At 60.2% G+C, this 18,490-nt stretch carries 21 protein-coding genes; 8 read left to right on the top strand and 13 right to left on the bottom strand.

The features are described 5' to 3' along the window. Positions 1 to 747: a (Fe-S)-binding protein gene (locus M2A_RS10080; protein WP_045446720.1), complete on the bottom strand. Its 747-nt coding sequence runs from the start codon at positions 745 to 747 to the stop codon at positions 1 to 3. A gap of 170 nt (positions 748 to 917) precedes the next feature. On the opposite strand from M2A_RS10080, the gene M2A_RS10075 reads away from it, so the two are divergent. Next, the gene (locus M2A_RS10075; protein ID WP_045446717.1) at positions 918 to 1,619 is read left to right on the top strand and encodes an SDR family NAD(P)-dependent oxidoreductase; all 702 of its coding nucleotides are present in this window, start codon (positions 918 to 920) and stop codon (positions 1,617 to 1,619) included. 135 nt (positions 1,620 to 1,754) lie between these two features. After that, on the top strand, positions 1,755 to 3,293 hold the full coding sequence (locus tag M2A_RS10070) for a flavin-containing monooxygenase (protein ID WP_244444423.1): 1,539 nt from the start codon (positions 1,755 to 1,757) through the stop codon (positions 3,291 to 3,293). Between the two features lie 59 nt (positions 3,294 to 3,352). On the opposite strand, the gene M2A_RS10065 is transcribed toward M2A_RS10070, so the two are convergent. Further along, positions 3,353 to 4,267 carry a LysR family transcriptional regulator gene (locus M2A_RS10065; protein WP_045446714.1) on the bottom strand — a complete coding sequence of 305 codons (915 nt, stop codon included), beginning with the start codon at positions 4,265 to 4,267 and terminating at the stop codon, positions 3,353 to 3,355. Positions 4,268 to 4,370: 103 nt separating this feature from the next. Here M2A_RS10065 and M2A_RS10060 point away from each other — a divergent pair, with 103 nt between their 5' ends. Next, positions 4,371 to 4,826, top strand: coding sequence for a hypothetical protein (locus M2A_RS10060; protein WP_045446711.1), 456 nt, complete (start codon positions 4,371 to 4,373; stop codon positions 4,824 to 4,826). Next, on the top strand, positions 4,823 to 5,803 hold the full coding sequence (locus M2A_RS10055; RefSeq protein ID WP_045446708.1) for a sterol desaturase family protein: 981 nt from the start codon (positions 4,823 to 4,825) through the stop codon (positions 5,801 to 5,803). Before M2A_RS10060 ends, M2A_RS10055 begins: the two co-directional genes overlap by 4 nt. Before the next feature lie 26 nt (positions 5,804 to 5,829). On the opposite strand, the gene M2A_RS10050 is transcribed toward M2A_RS10055, so the two are convergent. The 4 genes from M2A_RS10050 to ectA form a co-directional block, all read right to left on the bottom strand. Continuing rightward, positions 5,830 to 7,263, bottom strand: coding sequence for a sodium/proline symporter (locus M2A_RS10050; RefSeq protein ID WP_197052903.1), 1,434 nt, complete (start codon positions 7,261 to 7,263; stop codon positions 5,830 to 5,832). Between the two features lie 75 nt (positions 7,264 to 7,338). Further along, entirely contained in the window at positions 7,339 to 7,725 is a 387-nt protein-coding gene (locus tag M2A_RS10045; protein ID WP_045446701.1) for an ectoine synthase, read from the bottom strand. 9 nt (positions 7,726 to 7,734) lie between these two features. Further along, positions 7,735 to 9,063: a diaminobutyrate--2-oxoglutarate transaminase gene (gene ectB / locus M2A_RS10040; RefSeq protein WP_045446698.1), complete on the bottom strand. Its 1,329-nt coding sequence runs from the start codon at positions 9,061 to 9,063 to the stop codon at positions 7,735 to 7,737. A 43-nt stretch (positions 9,064 to 9,106) separates the two neighbouring features. Continuing rightward, entirely contained in the window at positions 9,107 to 9,637 is a 531-nt protein-coding gene (gene ectA / locus M2A_RS10035) for a diaminobutyrate acetyltransferase (protein WP_244444422.1), read from the bottom strand. A gap of 179 nt (positions 9,638 to 9,816) precedes the next feature. On the opposite strand from ectA, the gene M2A_RS10030 reads away from it, so the two are divergent. After that, positions 9,817 to 10,395: a MarR family winged helix-turn-helix transcriptional regulator gene (locus M2A_RS10030; RefSeq protein ID WP_197052902.1), complete on the top strand. Its 579-nt coding sequence runs from the start codon at positions 9,817 to 9,819 to the stop codon at positions 10,393 to 10,395. Positions 10,396 to 10,481: 86 nt separating this feature from the next. On the opposite strand, the gene M2A_RS10025 is transcribed toward M2A_RS10030, so the two are convergent. Then, on the bottom strand, positions 10,482 to 10,655 hold the full coding sequence (locus M2A_RS10025) for a DUF1328 domain-containing protein (protein WP_045446991.1): 174 nt from the start codon (positions 10,653 to 10,655) through the stop codon (positions 10,482 to 10,484). Between the two features lie 136 nt (positions 10,656 to 10,791). On the opposite strand from M2A_RS10025, the gene M2A_RS10020 reads away from it, so the two are divergent. The 3 genes from M2A_RS10020 (at position 10,792) to M2A_RS10015 (ending at position 13,096) form a co-directional block, all read left to right on the top strand. Beyond that, a complete protein-coding gene (locus M2A_RS10020) occupies positions 10,792 to 10,974 on the top strand; it encodes a hypothetical protein (protein WP_045446695.1) in 183 nt (60 codons plus the stop codon). Positions 10,975 to 11,011: 37 nt separating this feature from the next. Beyond that, on the top strand, positions 11,012 to 11,167 hold the full coding sequence (locus tag M2A_RS17780) for an entericidin A/B family lipoprotein (RefSeq protein WP_121880962.1): 156 nt from the start codon (positions 11,012 to 11,014) through the stop codon (positions 11,165 to 11,167). Between the two features lie 171 nt (positions 11,168 to 11,338). After that, positions 11,339 to 13,096, top strand: coding sequence for a monovalent cation:proton antiporter-2 (CPA2) family protein (locus M2A_RS10015; RefSeq protein ID WP_052379387.1), 1,758 nt, complete (start codon positions 11,339 to 11,341; stop codon positions 13,094 to 13,096). Positions 13,097 to 13,109: 13 nt separating this feature from the next. On the opposite strand, the gene M2A_RS10010 is transcribed toward M2A_RS10015, so the two are convergent. The 6 genes from M2A_RS10010 to M2A_RS09985 form a co-directional block, all read right to left on the bottom strand. Further along, on the bottom strand, positions 13,110 to 13,652 hold the full coding sequence (locus M2A_RS10010) for a DUF3299 domain-containing protein (RefSeq protein WP_052379386.1): 543 nt from the start codon (positions 13,650 to 13,652) through the stop codon (positions 13,110 to 13,112). 8 nt (positions 13,653 to 13,660) lie between these two features. After that, complete coding sequence (locus tag M2A_RS10005) at positions 13,661 to 14,932, bottom strand: ABC transporter permease (RefSeq protein ID WP_045446693.1); 1,272 nt, start codon at positions 14,930 to 14,932, stop codon at positions 13,661 to 13,663. Then, positions 14,929 to 15,675, bottom strand: coding sequence for an ABC transporter ATP-binding protein (locus M2A_RS10000; RefSeq protein WP_045446984.1), 747 nt, complete (start codon positions 15,673 to 15,675; stop codon positions 14,929 to 14,931). The genes M2A_RS10005 and M2A_RS10000 overlap by 4 nt, the downstream gene beginning before the upstream one ends. A 34-nt stretch (positions 15,676 to 15,709) precedes the next feature. Beyond that, the gene (locus M2A_RS09995; protein WP_052379385.1) at positions 15,710 to 16,210 is read right to left on the bottom strand and encodes a DUF2796 domain-containing protein; all 501 of its coding nucleotides are present in this window, start codon (positions 16,208 to 16,210) and stop codon (positions 15,710 to 15,712) included. A gap of 220 nt (positions 16,211 to 16,430) precedes the next feature. Then, a complete protein-coding gene (locus M2A_RS09990; RefSeq protein WP_045446688.1) occupies positions 16,431 to 18,089 on the bottom strand; it encodes a sulfatase-like hydrolase/transferase in 1,659 nt (552 codons plus the stop codon). Between the two features lie 205 nt (positions 18,090 to 18,294). Beyond that, a partial coding sequence (locus tag M2A_RS09985) for a DUF1302 family protein (RefSeq protein WP_045446685.1) occupies positions 18,295 to 18,490 on the bottom strand: 196 nt, incomplete at its 5' end.

Genomic DNA, 18,490 nt, shown 5'->3' with positions numbered 1-18,490 from the left:
CTACTCCGTCATATCCGCAAGAAGCTCGGCGATGTGCAGCGCCTTTATCTCCTTACCCTCGCGCAGGAGCGCGCCTTCCATGTTCAAAAGACAGCCGACATCGCCCGTCACCAGCGCCTCGGCGCCGGAGGCAAGGGCAGCTTCGGTTTTCCGCCGCACCATCTCGCCCGAGACTTCCGGATATTTGACGCAGAAGAGCCCGCCGAAGCCGCAGCACACTTCCGCATCTTCCATTTCCTTCACCTCGCATTTTTTCTGGCCCATCAGCGCGCGGGGCTGGGCTTTGATGCCAAGTTCACGAAGGCCCGAACAGGCATCGTGATAGGTGACGGAAAGAGGCGTTGCAGCAGGCGCAAGCTCGATGCCCACCACATCGCTTAAAAAACTCACCAGCTCATAAGTGCGTCCGGCCAGCGCCTCCATGCGGGGCTTCAGCGGATCGCCTTCTTCGAAAAGCTTGGGATAATGCACGCGCACCATCGCCCCGCAGGAACCCGAGGGCACGACCACATAATCGAAACCTTCATAGGTTTTCAGAAAATGCTCGGCCATGGCGCGCGCGCCGTTCCTGTCGCCGCTATTGTAATTGGGCTGGCCGCAGCAGGTCTGTTCCTTCGGCACTTCGACCTCAAAGCCTGCCTCTTCCAGCAGTTTGAGCGCGGCAAAACCGACGCGCGGGCGCATGGTGTTCACAAGGCAGGTGGCAAAGAGCCCCACCTTTTTTAAGGCGGCGGATGGATGCGGCATAAAGGTCCTCCCGGCCGGCCCGGCTTTTCCTGTTTTTGGCGGGTCCGGCTTTCTGATTTGCCCCAGCATAGCAAAAAATGACGCCGCGGCATTGCCCTTCGCCATAACATTCGCTATCGCGGAGGAAACCCGCCTTAAAGCGCAAAGGAAAAGATCATGGGACATTTGACATGGGACGTTTGAGAGGCCGAAACATCGCTCTGACCGGCGGCACCGGGGCGCTTGGCCGCGTCGTCGCCAAGCGCCTGACGGATGAAGGCGCTAAGGTGCATATTCCCGCCATCGAAAGCGAAGTGGACAAAACCGCGCTGGGGCTTGGTGAGGCGGTCTCCATAACCACTGGCATCGACCTTTCGGATGAACAGGCGGTCAAAGAGTTTTACGCGAAACTCCCCCCGCTCTGGGCCTCCATCCATATTGCCGGCGGCTTTGCCTTTGCCCCCATTAGCGAGACGGATGCCGCGACCCTGCGCCAGCAATTCGAGATGAATGCGGTGAGCGCCTATCTTTGCTGCAAGGAAGCTGCCGCCAACATGAAAGCGGGCAAGGCCGGCGGGCGGCTCGTCAATGTCTCCGCCCGCCCGGCGCTGGAGCCGCGCGTGGGCGCGAACATCACCGCCTACACGATGGCAAAAGCCGGGATTGCCGCACTGACGACGGCCCTTGCCGAGGAACTGAAAGACGAGCGCATCGCGGTCAATGCCGTCGCGCCGTCCATCATCGACACGCCCGCCAACCGGGAGGCCATGTCCGGGGCGGATTTTTCCACCTGGGTGACGCCCGGCGCGATTGCCGAGCTGATGCTGAGCCTTTGCGACCCGGATGCCGCTTCGGTCTCCGGCGCCGTGGTGCCGATTTACGGCTGGGTATAAGATTAGAATACTTCTAGGGTGATACCCCAAAAATTCTTGTGAGGGCAGGCCCGCGTTTGTATAAGGCCATACGCGCGGGCCAGAAGAGCGTTCAAACCGCCTGGCCGCGCCGTAAGCATCCGTTGGAGGAATACGGTGACTGCCCTCACAACACACAGCGCCTCTTTAGCAAGGGCCGGGTCCGCCACCCCGCATATCGCCATTCTGGGGGCAGGCGCGGCAGGCCTTTGCATGGCCATTCAGCTCAAAAAAGCCGGCATCAACAGTTTCACGATCTATGAGAAGGCGGGCAGCGTCGCCGGCACCTGGCGGGACAATACCTATCCCGGGTCCGGCTGCGACGTGCCCTCGCATCTTTATTCCTTCTCTTTCGAGCCGAAGCACGACTGGAGCCGCAAATTCGCGCACCAGCCGGAGATCGAAGCCTATTTCCAGCAATGCGCGGAAAAATACGGCCTCCTGCCTCATATCCGTTTCAACACCGAAATCGCCGAAGCCGCCTTCGATGAAGAAGAAGCGCTCTGGCGCATCCGCATGAGGGACGGCGAAGAGGTGAGCGCCACGCTTTTCATCTCCGGCGCCGGGCAGCTCAACCAGCCCTTCACGCCGCATCTGGACGGCATCGAAAACTTCAAGGGCGCGGCGTTCCACTCCGCCCGCTGGAACCATGAGATCGATCTGACGGGCAAGAAGGTCGCCGTTGTCGGCTCGGGGGCAAGCGCCATTCAGTTCGTGCCCGAAATCGCGCCGAAGGTGGCGCACCTCACGCTTTTCCAGCGCACGCCCAACTGGGTGGTGCCGAAAGCGGACCGGCCTTATACACGCCTTGAAATCGCGCTCTTCAAGCGCTTTCCGGCGCTCGCCAAGCTCCACCGCTATATGATCTATCTGACGCTGGAGCGTAATTTCCTCGCCTTCCTGAAGGACAGTTTCTTCGGCAAGCTGTTTGAAAAAGCCGCGCGCAAGGAAATCGAGACCCATATCGAGGACCCGGAACTGCGCCGGAAACTGACGCCGGACTTTCCGGCCGGCTGCAAGCGCATCCTGCTTTCGAACGATTGGTTCCCCGCCATGGCGCGGCCCAATGTGAGCGTGGAGACCGCCGGCATCGACCATGTGGAAGAAGGCGCGCTCATTGGCAAAGACGGCAGAGCACATGCCGCCGATGTCATCATCTATGGCACGGGCTTTAAAGCGACGGACTTTCTCTGCCCGATGGAAATCAAGGGCCTTGGCGGGCGCTCGCTGAACGAGGCCTGGCGGGAGGGGGCGGAAGCCTATCGCGGCGTTGCCGTTTCCGGCTTCCCGAACTTCTTCATGATGTACGGGCCCAATACCAATCTCGGGCATAATTCGATCATCTTCATGATCGAGTGCCAGGTGAATTACATCATGCAATGCGTGAAGGCGCTGATCGGCAAGGACCTGGCCTATGTGGATGTCAAACCCGATGCGATGAACGCGTTCAACACGCAGCTTCAGGAAGACATCAAGAAATCCGTTTGGGCGAGCGGCTGCACGAGCTGGTACAAGACCGAAAGCGGCAAGATCACCAATAATTGGTCGAGCTTCACCATGAAATATTGGTGGCAGATGCGCCGCGCCGATCTTGCGCACTTCGTGCAAGCGGTGAAACGCCGCCGCAAGGCCCCCGCCCTTCAAGCTGCCGACTAGAAGAACCCCTCCTCTACGGCACGAAGGGCTCATGCGTATCATGCAGCCCTTCTTTATTTCTAATCTGCTGCAAGGGCCCGCGCGGCAGCGACAATGGCCTCGCGCAGCCGCTCTGCCGCCGGGCTGAGCGAGCGCTCCTTCACCCGCAGCACCGCATAGGAACAAGTAACGGGGAAGGGAAAGGCGGCCATATGCACGCGCTCGGTCTCCCCGATGCGCCGGGCAACGGAAAGCGGCGCGCCGGTCAAAACATGGGCATCGAGCGCGAGGCGAATGCAGGCGGAAAGGTTTTCAAGTCTCAGCTGCGGAATGCCGCGCTCTTCCATCGCCTGGCGGAAGAAATCCGGAAAGCGCGCATAATCATCCGCAAAGAGCCGGGGCGCCGCCCAGAGATGGTCGAGATAATCTTCCGACGGCGCATCGGCAAGAACGAGCGGATGATCGGGCCGGGCCAGAATGACGGCAGGCTCACTGGAGAGAAACTGAATGGTGAGCGCGTCCTGATGGGCGATCGGCTGAAAGCTCACCCCGCCGAGCAGCACCATGTCGAGCTCGCGGTCCATGAGCCGGCGCATCAGCGCATCCTGATGATCGGTGACGACGGAAATTTCCGCATGCCAGTCCCCCGCCTTCACCAGCCGCTCGAGGGCCGGCGGCACCAGCGCTTCGGTCGGCAAGGGCGCCGCGCCAAGCGAGACGCGCCCCGCCTCCCCGCCTTTCAAGAGCCCCGCCTCTCGTGTCAGCTCGCGGGCGTCTTGCAGGAGCGCGCGGGCACGGGGGAGAAGACGCTCGGCGCCTGCGGTCGGGTGGACGGCGCGGGTCGTGCGGTCGAAAAGGCGCACGCCGAGACTCTCCTCCAGCTTCTGGATGGAGCGGGTCAGGGCCGAATGGGTCAGCCCCTGCTCCTCCGCCGCCAGGCGGAAGGAGCCCAAGCGGTAAAGCGCCTCGAAATGGCGGATTTGCCGTAGATCCATGGCCCGCGCACCAATTCATTCTCAAAACTCAATAATAAAACAACATAAATGAGTGTAATGAAAATGAAACAATCGCGACCATCTGGAAACGCCCGGAACACGTATGAGCCTGCCGCTTTTCTTCGGCCTCAGCGCTGCCCTGATCGGCGGCACCGTTCTTCTCTTGCACCTGCTTGGCCTTTCCAAGCGGGCGGCGCTTGATGAGGAAAAGGCGCGCGCGCTCTTCCTGACCGATTATCCGGATGCCGACATCAAAGCCGTGAATTTGAGCGCGGCAGGAAGCGATGCCGTGCTGGAACTTTCGGAGGCGGATCATATCGGCGTGCTGCAGAACATGGGCGCTTTCTGGGCGGCGCGCTGCCTTGGGGCAAGTGACATTGCCCGCGTCAGCCGTCCCGCGCCGGACACGCTGAAGATTGCGCTGAACGATTTCACCGACCCGTCCATCACGCTGCAGCTTGGGGATGAGCTTGCCGCCCGCTGGGAAGAAAAACTCAGCAGACTGCTTGGCGCGCCCAGCCGCGTCTCACTCCAACCCTCCTCGAAGGCCGCGCTATGACTGAAGTTCCTGCCTTTCCCGACGCATCCACATTGGCGGCGCCCATTTTCATCGGCGCTATTCTGCTGGAAATGACGCTGATCCTTTTCGGACGCGTCAAAGGCGTTTATGAAACGCGCGATACGGCGGCGAGCCTCATTATGGGGGTGGGCAGCGTTTTCTTCGGCGCGGCGCTTGGCGGGGCGGGCTACTATCTCCTGCTCGTCCTTTACGATTACCGCGTCATGACCATCGGCTTTTCGGCGGGCGCGCTCGTCCTCTGCTTCATTATCGACGACATGCGCTATTACTGGGCGCACCGGCTGATGCACCGCTCGCGCTGGTTCTGGGCGGCGCATGTGGTGCATCATTCCAGCCAGCACTTCAATCTTTCAACGGCGCTGCGCCAGTCCTGGACGGGGCCTATCTCCGGCCTCGTGCTGCTGCGCATGCCGCTCGTCCTGATCGGCTTTCATCCGGCGGCGATCGCCTTCGTTTATTCCTTCAATCTTGTCTATCAATTCTTCATTCATACCGAGGCTGTGGGGAAACTGCCGCGCCCTATCGAATGGCTGTTCAACACGCCTTCCCATCACCGGGTGCACCATGGGCGCAACGCGCGCTATCTCGATGCGAATTATGCGGGCACGCTGATCATCTGGGACCGGCTCTTCGGCACATTCGTGCCTGAAACCGAGCGCGAAGAGGTGCGCTACGGCATCGTGCGCTCGCTCGGCACGTTCAACCCGCTGCGGATCGGCTTTCATGAATATGTGGGAATCGCCAAAGACGTCTTTGCAAAAGGCCGCAGCGCGCGTGACCGGCTGCTTTATCTTTTTGCCCCGCCCGGCTGGAGCCATGACGGCAGCCGGCTGAGCTCGGAAGCGCTAAAGGAAGAATATGTGCGCGCGCACCCGGAAGAATCCGGCCAGCCCGGCCTGCCGGCTTTAAGCGCGCCGCCCGCAGAGAAAAGCGCGCAGCTTCCCCTGCGGGCGTAAACCGCTCTTAGAAGCAATGTTCTGCTTCAAGCCGTATCCTGCTGGGCTTTTTCCCCCGGGTCGTACTCACCGGCGACCAGCCGGTAAATGGCGAAGGCGGCAAACCCTGCAATGATGCCCGGCATCCCTTCAAAGATGTAGGACTGCCAGCCAAGCTCGCGCCAGAGAATGACCGTCATGGCCCCTGCCAGCACCATGATGATGGCATGAGGCTCGCTCAGCTTCACATCGCGGGCGAGCAGCACCAGAAGCGGGGCAAAGCTTGCGCCCAGAAGCGACCAGGCCAAAATCACCAGCGAGAAGACGCTTTGCGTGCCCGAAAGCGCAATGGCAAGCGCGAAGGCGGTGATCATGATGGTGACGAGTTTGAGATGGAACGGCTTTTCCATCCGCTGCGGCATCAGGTCATGGGTCAGCGCGGACGAACAGCTCAGCACAAGCGAGTCCGCCGTCGACATGGTGGCCGCGAAAATCCCTGCCAGCATCAGCCCCACAAGCAGCGCCGGCATCAGTTCGATCGCCATGGTGGGCAGCACGAGCTCGGGGTCCATGCCGCCGATGTCTGGCAGATGGATTTTCGTCATCAGCCCGACCACGGTCGCCAGCCCGTAAAAGAGTGTGAAGAAGCCATAATACCAGGCGCGGGTTTGCGTGAGCCGGTCGTCATTGTCGAGCGTCATGAAGCGCACCATGATGTGCGGCTGCCCGGCGACAGAGAACCCGGCAAAGAGCCAGCCAATGGCAAAGAGCGCCGGTCCCCAGAAATCCCCGAACGGCAGATCCGAGGGGAACCAGTCGAGGAAGCCGGGCACGGCGGCGAGCTGTTCATAAGAGGCATCGATGCCGCCTGCCGCCGTCACGGCGATATAACCCAGCAACACCATGGCAACGATCATGATCGCGGACTGCAAGACGTCGGTCCAGATCGAGGCGCGGATACCGCCCGCCATGCAATAGCCCGCCACCATGACGGCGGAGATGATGGCGCCCGTTGCCGGCGGCCAGCCGAGCAGCGCCTGCAGCGCCTTGCCGCCCGCGCTCATTTGCGCGGCGGCGTAAGCCCCGAGGAAGGCGAGCGTGATCAGCGCGATCAAGACGCGCAGCAGCCGGAAATTCGTGCCATGCCAGGAAGAAATCGCCCCGGCGAAAGTCACCTCGTTTTCCGCTTCCGAGCGGCGGCGCAAATGACGGTGAATGAAAAGCGAGGCAAGGAAGTCCCCGACGATCCAGCCCACCATCAGCCATATGGCGCTGAGGCCGACCGTGTAGGTGAAGCCCATCACGCCGATGAACATGTAGCCTGAATTATTCGTCGCCACCGCGGACAGGCCCACGAACATGGGCGAGACGTCGCGGCTGGCAAGGTAATAATCGTTTTTCGTGCCGCGTGAGAGAAAAACGGACGAAAGCCCGATCATCAAGATCAGGCCCAGACAAACGACGAAGCTGATAACGATCACGGTGCCCCCTTCCCGCAATGCGAAAAAGCCCCCCGCCATTTTTCGGGGCGGGAGGCTTTTCCGAAGCGTTTATGATCAATCCACGACAAGCGGGTAGGCCCCGGATTCATCGTGCACTTCCTGTCCTGTGACGGGCGGATTGAAAACACAGGCCATCTTCACTTCCTTATGAACCCGCAGGATGTGCTCATCATGCTGATCCAGGATGTAAATCGTGCCCGGCTTGATCTCGTACTTCTTGCCGTCGGCAAGCGTTTCGATCTCCGCTTCGCCTTCCATGCAATAGACCGATTCCAGATGGTTCTTGTAATGCATCCGGGTTTCCGTGCCCGCATAAAGGGTCGTGATATGGAACGAGAAGCCCATATTGTCGTCTTTCAAAAGAAGACGAACGCTGTCCCAGGTTTTGCTTTGCACTTTGCGGTCTGATTTTTCAGCTTCTTCCAGCGTTCTTACAATCATGCTTCTTCCTTAAGCGACAGAGACGAGATGCTTTTTCCGGCCGGCGATTTGCACGACTTCGGCAAAAGCGCGTTCCAGAATATCGAGACCTTCTTCCAGCGTTTCCTGATCGATGATCAGCGGAATGAGGCACTTTACGACCTCGTCGTTCGGGCCCGCCGTCTCGATGATCAGGTTTTCCTTGAAGCAGCGCGAGGTCACTTCGCTGGCAAACTCGCCGGTCGGGCATTCGATGCCCTGCATCATGCCGCGGCCCTTAAGCTTCAACTCGATGGCGCCCGCCTTCGCGATGATCGCTTCAAGACGCTTGGTGATATACTCGCCTTTCTCGCGCACGCTTTTGGCGAATGTATCGTCCTTCCAATAGGTCTTGAGCGCGGCCGTGGCCGTGACGAAGGCATGGTTGTTGCCGCGGAACGTGCCGTTATGCTCGCCCGGCTTCCAGATATCGAGCTCGGAGCTGATCAGCACGATGGCGAAAGGCAGACCGTAACCGCTCAGCGATTTCGACAGCGTCACGATATCCGGCGTGATGCCTGCAGGCTCCCAGCTGAAGAAGGTGCCGGTGCGCCCGCAGCCTGCCTGAATGTCATCGGAGATCAGCAGAATGTCGTGACGCTTACAGAAAGCGGCAAGCTTCTTGATCCAGTCCATGCTGGCGGCGTTGAGACCGCCTTCGCCCTGCACGGCCTCGAAGATGACGGCGGCCGGCATGTCGACACCGCTCGAAGGGTCCGTCACCATTTTTTCCAGAACGTCGATCGTATCGACATCTTCACCCAGATAATTGGCGAAGGGCATGCGCGTGACGCCGGAAAGCGGCAGACCCGCACCGCCGCGGTGATGGCCGTTACCGGTCGCCGAGAGCGCGCCCATGGTCACGCCGTGAAAGCCGTTGGTGAAGGAAATGATGTTGTGGCGGCCCGTGACTTTACGGGCAAGCTTCATCGCCGCTTCCACGGCATTGGCGCCCGTCGGACCGGTGAACTGCACCATATAGTCGAGCTTGCGCGGCTTGAGAATCAGCTCATCGAGCGCTTCGAGGAACTGCTCCTTGGCGTCCGTGTGCATGTCGAGACCATGGGCGATGCCGTCCGCCTCGATATATTCGAGCAGTTTCTTCTTCAGTTCGGGGTTGTTGTGCCCGTAGTTGAGCGTGCCCGCGCCGGCAAGAAAGTCGATATATTTTTTCCCGTCGACATCATAAAGATGCGCGCCTTGCGCCTTTCCGAACACGACCGGGAAGGAGCGCGCATAGGTCTGCACGTTCGATTCCTTGCGGGCAAAGATGGAAGTGTCGCTATCATCGATATCCGAAACAGCAGCTAAGGGATTCATGGACTAAGTCCTCTCTCGTTTGTGCCCCTGAAAGCAATTATTTTTATTGGACGGCGAAGGGGCCAATCTTGATGGCAAACTCGCTATCGTGCCGTCCATTGAAATGACGCTCGCGGTCGAACCGCGGGAAGGACTGGAACTCGGTGCCGAGTTTCTTGGCAGTCCCCTTGAACAAAGCCCAGGACGCTTCATTGTCCTCGGTGATCGTTGCCTCGATAAATTTCACATCTTTGTGGCGGGAAACGATGTCCAGCATCATCCGGCGCGCCAGGCCGAGGCCGCGCGCCTTTTCCGACACCGCCACCTGCCAGACGAAGAACGTGTCCGGCTTTTTGGGCGGGCAGTAACCGGACAGAAAACCGATCACTTCCCCGTCTTTTTCCGCAATCGCGCAGGTGTCCTGGAAATCAGAACACTGCAGCAGATTGCAATAAAGCGAATTCTCATCCAGCGGCTTGCAATTTGCGATCAAATCGTGAACGCGGTACCCGTCTTCCGCCGTCGGCGCCCTTAGAACTAGGCCGTCATCCGCGGGCGATTCCTTCCGGGAATCTATGGGTTTTGCTTGTGCCACCGTCAAATCTCGTTCCATTTCAATCAATTATCTAAATTTTTATACGAGAAAAATGGCTTTTTTCCGCCATTTGTCTCGCGACACCCTTTTAAATACACCATCAATCTATATTTTCAATCTATATATCTGTTTAAATGGTTGAACAGACGTGAAGAACGCCAAAGAAAGGAACAAGGTCCTTGACACTCACACCGAATGCACGGAAATGGCAGGATTCCGATGCGCGCGCCCGCACGCTGCGCGAACTTGTGGAGATGTCTATGGAATCGAAATTGGCCGCCGATGCCCTTGTCGCCCTCCGGCAGATCATCCGGGCGACGGATATGGACGGGCGTCAATTGGCCAAGCAGACAGGCCTGACCACCTCCCAGCTCGTCGTCATGCAGCTGCTCAAGCGCTCGCCGGGCCTGACCATCACCAAGCTGGCCGAACGCGTATCGCTGCGCCAGGCAACGGTAACGGCGCTTATCGACAAGCTGGAAAGCCGCAGCCTCGTGCAGCGCAAGCGCTCCGATCTCGACCGGCGGCGCGTCGAGCTTTATCTGACCGAGGAAGGCAGCGCCATGATCGAGGCGGCGCCGACCATCCTGCAGGAACGTTTCATCGTGCAGTTCGACCAATTGGAAGACTGGGAACAATCCTTCATCCTCGCCGCGCTGCAGCGGGTGGCAAGCATGCTGGATGCCGGCGAGCTCGATGCCTCGCCCGTGCTCTCCGTCGGCGCGCTCGACCGCACAGAAAAGCATCAACCCCACTGAAGCGAAAAGACCGGCCCGTCAGCGACGGCGGCTCGGCCCTTCGCCTTTTCCGGCCCCCGCTCGCCCAGAATGGGTCCGGACCGGGCCTAGACCGGGGGTCTGCCGCGCACGACATGCGCGATCAAAGAAATCACCAGCAGCGCCAGGAAGATAAAGAACAGGATTTGCGCGATCCCGGCAGATGCCGAAGCGATACCGCCAAAACCCAGAACACCGGCAATGATGGCGACGACAAGAAAAACCAAAGCCCAACCAAGCACGGCACTCTCCTTAATGTTGCGTCCTTGACCAACGCCGCCCCGCCCCTTTGGTTCCATCACCCGGAAGGCGGAACTTCCTGCCCCTTTCTCCGTTAATCGTGCTGACTGTTAGAATGACGACAAACGGAGTCGCGCTATGAAATCGAATGCCAAACGTGCCGCCCCTCTCGCTGTGCTCTTTCTTGCCGGCGGGCTGCTTGCCGCTTGCGAAGAGCAAGGCCCCGCCGAACAGGCCGGTGAGAATATCGACGAGGCGGCGGAAGACATGGGCAACGCCATGGATGAAGCCACGGAAGATCTGGACGATAACACCAATTAATTGCCCGCAGGCCGGTCCTTTGCGGAAGGAACATGTCATGTCTATTCTCGATAAAACGGTGAAAGCGTTTCTGGCTTTTGGGCTCATTGCCTCTTCGCTGGCGCTTGGCGCCTGCAACACGGTGGAAGGGTTCGGCCGGGATATGGAGAACGCCGGCGACGCCATTTCCAAAGAAGCGCAGGAAGCCAAGTAAGCCCTGCCCTTACTGGTCCGGACGCCGAAGGCGCCGGCAAGGCAGCAGTTTTGAGAAGGAGCGTGCGTCGGCACGCTCCTTTTCTTCTGTTTTACCGGTCATGTTTCGCCCCGCCGTCTTGCCTTGCCGGGCAAGACAGGCTTAGCTCCAGAAAAGACATGTTCGGGGGCCATGATGCTGGAAGAAATGGGTTTTGGTGAAATCGGTCACGGCATTCCGGCCCTGCGCGAAATTCTCACCTTCCTGCTTGCCTCGATCATTCTGGTGCCGCTCTTCCAGAAGCTGAAAGCCAGCCCCATTTTGGGCTTCCTCATCACCGGGGCGATTATCGGCCCCTCCGGCTTTGCGGTGATCGCGGATATAGAAGGGGTGCGCGTGATCGCCGAATTCGGCGTCGTCTTTCTGCTTTTCACCATCGGGCTCGAACTTTCGGTCGAGCGGCTGCGGGCCATGCGCCGCTATGTCTTCGGGCTCGGCGCGGCGCAGGTCTTCATCACCGCCTTTGCCATTGCCGCCATCGCCTATGCTTGGGGCAATGCGCCCGCCGCCGCGCTTGTCATCGGGGCGGGCCTTGCTCTCTCCTCCACCGCCATGGTGATGCAGACTTTGAGCGAGCGCGGGGAAATCGCCTCGCGCTTCGGCCGGGTGAGTTTCTCCGTTCTGCTCTTTCAGGACCTTGCGGTTGCGCCCATTCTCATTCTCGTCACCGCCTTCGGCAGTTCGGCGGAGGGCAGCAATCTTTTGACGGGCGGGCTCTGGACGCTCGGCAAAGCGGCGCTTGCCGTCGTCATTCTCCTCTTTCTCGGGCGGATCGTCCTGCGCGGGCTGCTCGGCATCGTCGCCAATGTGGGCAGCACGGAGCTGAATGCGGCCACCGCCCTTTTCATCATTCTCGGCATCGCGGCGGCAACCGAAATGGCCGGGCTTTCCATGGCGCTCGGGGCGTTTCTTGCCGGGCTCATTCTGGCGGAAACGGAATTCCGCCATCAGGTGGAAGCCGACATCATGCCCTTCAAGGGGCTGTTGCTCGGCCTCTTTTTCATCTCAGTCGGCATGGCGCTCGATCTTTCCGTATTGCTCGACAGTTTGGGCTGGCTGCTCTTCTCGCTTGCCGGGCTCCTTGCGCTGAAGACGGCCATTACCACCGGCCTCGCCCTTGCTTTCGGCCTGACGCGGCCGGAAGCGGTGCGTACGGGTCTCTCACTTGCCGAGGCCGGGGAATTCGCTTTCGTCATTCTCGCCTCGGCGCTGACTTTCAGGCTCATACCGCCGGAGACGGGCCAATTCATGGCGGTGCTGGCCGGGCTTTCCATGGCGCTCACGCCCCTCCTCGTGCCTTTCAGTGCCTGGCTTGTCAGAACTTACGAAGGGGCGCAAGCCGCGCGCGAGCGCCCGGCCCATGACGACACATTGCAGGACCATGTAGTGATTTGCGGCTATGGCCGGGTTGGGCAGACGGTGGCCGACCTTATGCGCCTGCAGACCGTGCCTTATGTGGCGCTCGATCTCGACCCCTCGCTCATCAAAGCCTGCCGGGCGCGCAGTGAGCCCGTCTTTTACGGCGATGCCATGCGTCCTGACGTGCTGGAGCGGTTCGGCGCCGCGCGCGCCGCGGCCATCGTCATCACGCTCGATGCGCCGCAGGCCGCCCATAAAGCATTCGAGATCGTGCGGGATATGTGGCCGGATGTGCCGGTCTTCGTGCGCGCGGCGAATGCGGAAGAAGCCGACCGCTATATGAAGCTCGGCGCCCGCCATGTGGTGCCCGAAACATTGGAGGCAAGCCTGCAGCTTTCCGGCCAGGTGCTGCATGCGCTCGGCACACCCATGGACGCGGTCAACACGATCATAGAGCGCATCCGTCAGGATCAATATGCGCCGATCGCGACCGTCATCGAAGGAGAGCGCGCTTCGCAGAAAGATACTTGATTAAGGCGCGCGCCTAACTGTCATACGCCTCGACCTTGGTCAGCTCCAGCGTGTAAGCGGCATTGCCGAGATCGTTGAGATGTTTGTCGGTTTTCAAGATCCCCTCGATCCAGACCGCATCCCAGGTAAAGAGCACGTCTTCTTTGGCCGTGACATAAATGATCTGGTTGGGCGGCGGCGGGGGTACGTGAATGCAGGCGCCGAAATAAGGCACGAGCAGAAATTCCGTCACCTCGCCCGCATTCAGCTCGAAAGGCACCATGAAGCCGGGGATACGGATGTTTTTGCCGTTCAGGTCTTCCACCACATTATAGGTGCCGAACTGTATGGGCTTGTCGGCGGCGCTGCCTTCGGGGATGAGGCTCATATCCGGCATGGTGCTCATCTGCTGCTCGTAAAGCTCCATGAGCCGTTCTTCCTCGCCGGGCGGCATCAGATCCTCCCAGGACAAGGTAATTTGACCGCCTTCTTCTTCCGCCGCGCTGAGCGGCAGCACCGCGCCCAGAGGCAAAAGAAGCGCCGCAAGAAACAGGAAGCGCCGGAGCAAAAACATCATCACCACCTTTAAACTCTGACCGTCAGACCGTCGGCAAGCGAATTGCGGTAGGCGCGCAGGGCCGGAAAGAGCCCGAGAAGCAGCGCCGCGCCGACGACGGCCAGGATAAGATAGAGATCATAGAGGCCGGGTTGAAGGGCGCCGAGGAAAATTCCAAGCTGCGCCTCGATAAAGGAACGGGCTGCGGTAAGCGCCGTATAGATGGCCGCAATGCCGCAAAGCGCGCCGGCCAGGGCCAAAAGCGCCGCCTCGCTCATCAAAAGCGCGAAAATCATCCAGGGCCGGGCGCCCACCGAGCGCAGGATCGCCATTTCCCGCCGCCGCTCATTCAGGCTCGTCATGATCGCGGTGAGCATGCCCAAAAGCCCGGTAAAGACGACGAAAGCGGCAATGGAGGTGAGCGCCGTTTCGGCCACCGAAACCACCCGCCAGAGCTGAGAAAGGGCAACGCCCGGAATGACGGCTTGTAAAGGCTCGCTCTTATATTGATTGATTTCGCGCTGCACTTTAAGCGCGGCGATGCGCGATTTCAGCCCCATGAAGAAGGCGGTGATCTCGGCGGGCTGCAATTCCATCTGGCGCACGCGCTCGGGCGTATAAAGCGCGGCAAGCGGGCTGCGTGCGCCGCTTTCCCAGCCCAGGTGAATGGCCTCGATCCCTTCAAGCGGCACATGCACGGTGCTGTCCACCGGCGTGCCCGTGCGCTTTAAAATACCGGCCACGCGGAAGGGCTTGTTTTCATGATTGGCAAAACTCGTCTCGCCAATGCCATGGGACAGCGTGATCGCATCCCCGAGCTCATAGCCGAGACGGCTTGCCACTTCCGCGCCGAGCACCGCATCGAAAACATCCTCAAAAGGCGCGCCTTCGCCAAATTCAAGCGGGCGGCGCTGGCCATATTGGTAATGTTCGAAATAGGCCCCCGTCGTGCCCATGACGCGGAAGCCGCGATGGGAATCGCCAAGGGAGATCGGCACCGTCCATGCCGTATCGGGATGTTCTGCAAATGCGCGGTAGCTTTCCCAGGTGATGTTGTTCGTCGCATCGCCGATCCGGAAGACCGAATAAAGCAGCAAATTGACCGAGCCCGAGCGCGCGCCGACGATGAGGTCCGTGCCCGAAATCGTGTTGTCGAAACTTTCTTTCGCGCCGAGGCGAATCTTCTCAACACCCAAAAACAGCATGACGGAAAGCGCTATGGCAAAAAGCGTGAGGAGCGCCGTGACACGCCGGTTCATCAGCGAGCGGGCGGCAAGAGGCAGAAAGAAGAACCGGTTCATGCTCCCTCCTCCTCCGGCGCCTGCGCCGCGCGGTTCACCTCAGGCAGCGCAATGGTGCGGGTGAAGAATCGGCTGAGCGCGGTGTCATGACTGACAAAGACGAGCGCGCTTTGCGCCCGCTCGCATTCCTCGATCAGAAGTTCCAGAAACCGCCCTTGCGCGCGCGCATCGAGGGCAGAGGTAGGTTCATCGGCGATCAAGATTTCCGGCCCGCCGATCAGCGCGCGGGCGGCAGCCACACGCTGCTGCTGGCCGACGGAAAGCTGCGTCACCGGGCGGCGCAGCAGCGCCTCATCTTTCAATCCAAGATGGGCGAGAAGACGGCGCGCCTCGCCGGTAAGCGTGCCCGTTGCGGCAAGGGCGGCCTCCCGGCGGCGCAGCGAAAAGCGGCAGGGAAGAATGACGTTGTCGATCAAGGAGAGATAGGGAAGCAGATTGAACATCTGAAAGACGATGCCGAGATGCTCCGCGCGGAACCTGTCACGGCCTGCCGCGCTGAGCGCGCCGAGATTCTGCCCAAGCAACATGACCTTGCCGCGTGCCGGCGTCAGCACCCCGCCTATAAGCCCCAGCAGCGTGCTCTTGCCGCTGCCCGAGGGCCCTTCGACAAAGACTTTCTCGTTTCTTGCAATATGAAGTTCGGGAATATCGAGCACCGGCGCGCCGCCCGGCCAGGCAAACGTGAGGTCTTGCACGGCAATGGCCGTCTCACCCGCGGGAGAGTGAGCAAGGCGCCGGCTCATATCGCCTCTCTGCAGCGGACCGGAAAATTCGGCCTCATTCAAACTCCCATCCGGACCTTGCAGGGGTGAGAATTTCCGCCGCCTGCCGGTCCGCGCTCAAGAACACCGCTTCGATTTTTTCAAAGCCGGGGAAAAGAGAAAAGAGCCGCGTTTCGATACGGGTGAGATTTTCAGGCGCGGCGCAGGTAAACGCATAAGTTGCCCTTATCTCGGCATGGTGGCTGTCCTTATCATGAGTTGCTTCATGATCATGATGGTGTTCGTCATGATGGGCATCATGGTTTTCTTCCATGCCGCCCAGCTCCTCAAAGCTGAGATCGGAAAGCGCTGCTTCTTTAAACGTGCAGGCCCCGCCTTCGAAGAGGAAAAGTCCAGCGCCGTCTTTCAGCGTCTGCCGGGCCGCGGCCAGTTTGGCGCGCTCCTCCTCCGTTTCCGGGCTGTGCTCGAACCCCGTCAGATTGGCAAGCGGGCTATGCAGCTCAATCTGCAGCGCCTCGCCGTCGAGCGCCATGGAAAGCTCAGCTTGCCCGTGCACATGAGCGCCTGTTTGCCGCCTTTCCTCTGCACCTGCCGAAAAAGACAAAACGCAAAGGGCAAGCGCCGCACAAGTGCTGCGCGAGGAGACGGAGAAAAAGAGACGCGGTCGTGCAGTGCCCGGCATGAGGCTTCCTCCGGCTGAGGGACGAAAATGTTATGTTGTAACATATTCGCCCGGCCGGCTCTTTTCAAGCCGCCTCCACCCCGCTCTCCCGTTTTCAGTTCGACCAGTAAATAAATGTCTCGCCTTCTTCCTGCGGCGTGTTCAAGGGCCGGTCGATGGCGATGGGCGCCTCGATAAGCGAGGGCCAGAGCGGCTTACCCTGACGCGCGTTAATCGCATCGAGTTTCGCCGTCATCTCCGCGAGCTTTTCCGGCGCCTGCTCGGAAAGGTCCTGCTGCTCGGTCGGGTCCTCATTCAGATTGAACAGCCAGACTTTGTCTTGCGTGCCGGAGCGCTGCAGTTTCCAGCCCTCATCCATGAGCACCATATAATTGCCCGAGCGCCAGAAGAGCGGACGGGACGGCGCCGTGGCCCCCTTTGCCAGGGCCGTGAGGTCGATGCCGTCAATCTCACGGTCCTGAGGCTGGGCGGCACCGGCCGCTGCCGCCACGGTCGAGAAAATGTCGATATGGGCGGCAGGTGCGGCAAGCTCCGCGCCGGAAGGCAGCACCTTCGGCCATTTCAAGAAGTAAGGCACATGGATGCCGCCTTCGAAGAAGGTCGCCTTCCAGCCGCGATATGGCCGGTTGAGGTCCGGCAGGCCGACATAATGGGCGCCGCCATTGTCGCTCGTGAAAATCACCAGCGTATTTTCCTCAAGGCCGTTTTCTTTCAGCGCGCCCAGCACTTCGCCCACCCCCCGGTCGAGGGCGCGGATCATTGCCGCATAAACGCGCTCGGTGTGATCCTCGATGTGAGAGAGCGCGTCGTAATCGGCGCGGGTTGCCTGAAGCGGTGTGTGCGGGGCGTTATAGGCCAGATACATGAAGAAGGGGCGGTTCTTGTTCGCCTCGATGGCTTTCACCGCCTCGGCGCTCAAATAGTCGGTCATATAACCATCCGGCTCGAAGCGGTCCGAGCCGTTGAAGCGGATGGCGTAAGGAAGATTGGCCCAGAGGAACGTGTCGATCGGGTCAAACTCCTGAATGGAGTTCACGGCGTCCGGATGATCCTTCGGCAGAAACATCGCCGCGCCCGGCATGAAGCCGAGATATTCATGGAAGCCATGGGCATCGGGGCGCATACCCGGCGCGCCGCCCAAATGCCACTTGCCGAGCATGAGCGTGTGATAGCCGTTTTCCTGTAGAAGCTCGGCGACGGTCACTTCGGAATGGGGGATGCCCATGTCATCGACCGGCGGCGTCTCAGCCTCACGCTCGGCATGGTAGAAGGCGGGCGGGTCCCGGTCCTCGCTGAAGCTCGCAATCAACCGGTGGAAGGGAACGGGCGCCGGCGTAAACTCGAAACCGAACCGCGTTGCATAACGCCCGGTCATGATCGCCGCGCGCGAGGGCGCACAGGTGGCATTGCCCGCATAACCGTTGGCAAAGGTGACGCCGCTTTTGGCAATGGAATCGATATGGGGCGTCGGCACCGTGCCGCCGGCAAGCCCGCCCCCTGCAAAGGTCAGATCGTTGAAGCCCAGATCATCGACCAGAATAAGCAGCACATTGGGCGCGCGCTCGCCTGCCGGCTGCGCTGCCTCTTCCGGCCCCTTCTCCCAGGCGACAGGCCGGTTCGGGCCAATAGGATCGCGCCATTCTGCAAGAATACCCGGCACATAAATCCAATACTGCGCCGCAAGATACCAAAGCGCGGCGCCCACCAGGACAGCTGCCGCCAAAAGGCCGCCGGTTTTCTTCCCAATTGCCATGATCATCCTCCACCCCAATATAATGCATTACATTAAGCTCGGGATGAAGACCTGTCCAGCCAGCTACGCAAAAGAAAAGAGCGGAGATGGATCGCTCCATCTCCGCTCTCAAATCGCTGCGCGGATGCGCATTTGAGGGATGCTGACATCGAGGCACAACGAAGAGGTCTTGGAAGAGGGCGGCCGGAACCGCCCTCTTCATGTCTTAGAACGAGTAGGACACGTTGACGGAGACGAAGTCGCGGTCGCCGTCTTTCGAGTATTTCTCGTTACCGAAGAAGTTCGTGTAGGAAATCCCGCCACGCCAGGAGCTCTGATACGAACCGTTCAGAGACAGGCTGACGCGCTTGCGGCCTTCACGGTAGTTGGCAAGCGGTGCCGGCGCGTTACCCGACACGTCA

This window comes from Tepidicaulis marinus (assembly GCF_000739695.1).
Classification (GTDB): Bacteria; Pseudomonadota; Alphaproteobacteria; order Parvibaculales; family Parvibaculaceae; genus Tepidicaulis; species Tepidicaulis marinus.
This window is presented reverse-complemented; position numbering and strand designations above follow the sequence as displayed.

Bases quoted from the DNA above. Each gene is read 5' to 3' on its own strand.
- M2A_RS10080 (WP_045446720.1), bottom strand. From the start codon at position 747: ATGCCGCATCCATCCGCCGCCTTAAAAAAGGTGGGGCTCTTTGCCACC.
- M2A_RS10075 (WP_045446717.1), top strand. From the start codon at position 918: ATGGGACGTTTGAGAGGCCGAAACATCGCTCTGACCGGCGGCACCGGG.
- M2A_RS10065 (WP_045446714.1), bottom strand. From the start codon at position 4,267: ATGGATCTACGGCAAATCCGCCATTTCGAGGCGCTTTACCGCTTGGGC.
- M2A_RS10060 (WP_045446711.1), top strand. From the start codon at position 4,371: ATGAGCCTGCCGCTTTTCTTCGGCCTCAGCGCTGCCCTGATCGGCGGC.
- M2A_RS10055 (WP_045446708.1), top strand. From the start codon at position 4,823: ATGACTGAAGTTCCTGCCTTTCCCGACGCATCCACATTGGCGGCGCCC.
- M2A_RS10045 (WP_045446701.1), bottom strand. From the start codon at position 7,725: ATGATTGTAAGAACGCTGGAAGAAGCTGAAAAATCAGACCGCAAAGTG.
- ectB (WP_045446698.1), bottom strand. From the start codon at position 9,063: ATGAATCCCTTAGCTGCTGTTTCGGATATCGATGATAGCGACACTTCC.
- M2A_RS10020 (WP_045446695.1), top strand. From the start codon at position 10,792: ATGAAATCGAATGCCAAACGTGCCGCCCCTCTCGCTGTGCTCTTTCTT.
- M2A_RS17780 (WP_121880962.1), top strand. From the start codon at position 11,012: ATGTCTATTCTCGATAAAACGGTGAAAGCGTTTCTGGCTTTTGGGCTC.
- M2A_RS10015 (WP_052379387.1), top strand. From the start codon at position 11,339: ATGATGCTGGAAGAAATGGGTTTTGGTGAAATCGGTCACGGCATTCCG.
- M2A_RS10010 (WP_052379386.1), bottom strand. From the start codon at position 13,652: ATGATGTTTTTGCTCCGGCGCTTCCTGTTTCTTGCGGCGCTTCTTTTG.
- M2A_RS10005 (WP_045446693.1), bottom strand. From the start codon at position 14,932: ATGAACCGGTTCTTCTTTCTGCCTCTTGCCGCCCGCTCGCTGATGAAC.
- M2A_RS10000 (WP_045446984.1), bottom strand. From the start codon at position 15,675: ATGAGCCGGCGCCTTGCTCACTCTCCCGCGGGTGAGACGGCCATTGCC.
- M2A_RS09990 (WP_045446688.1), bottom strand. From the start codon at position 18,089: ATGGCAATTGGGAAGAAAACCGGCGGCCTTTTGGCGGCAGCTGTCCTG.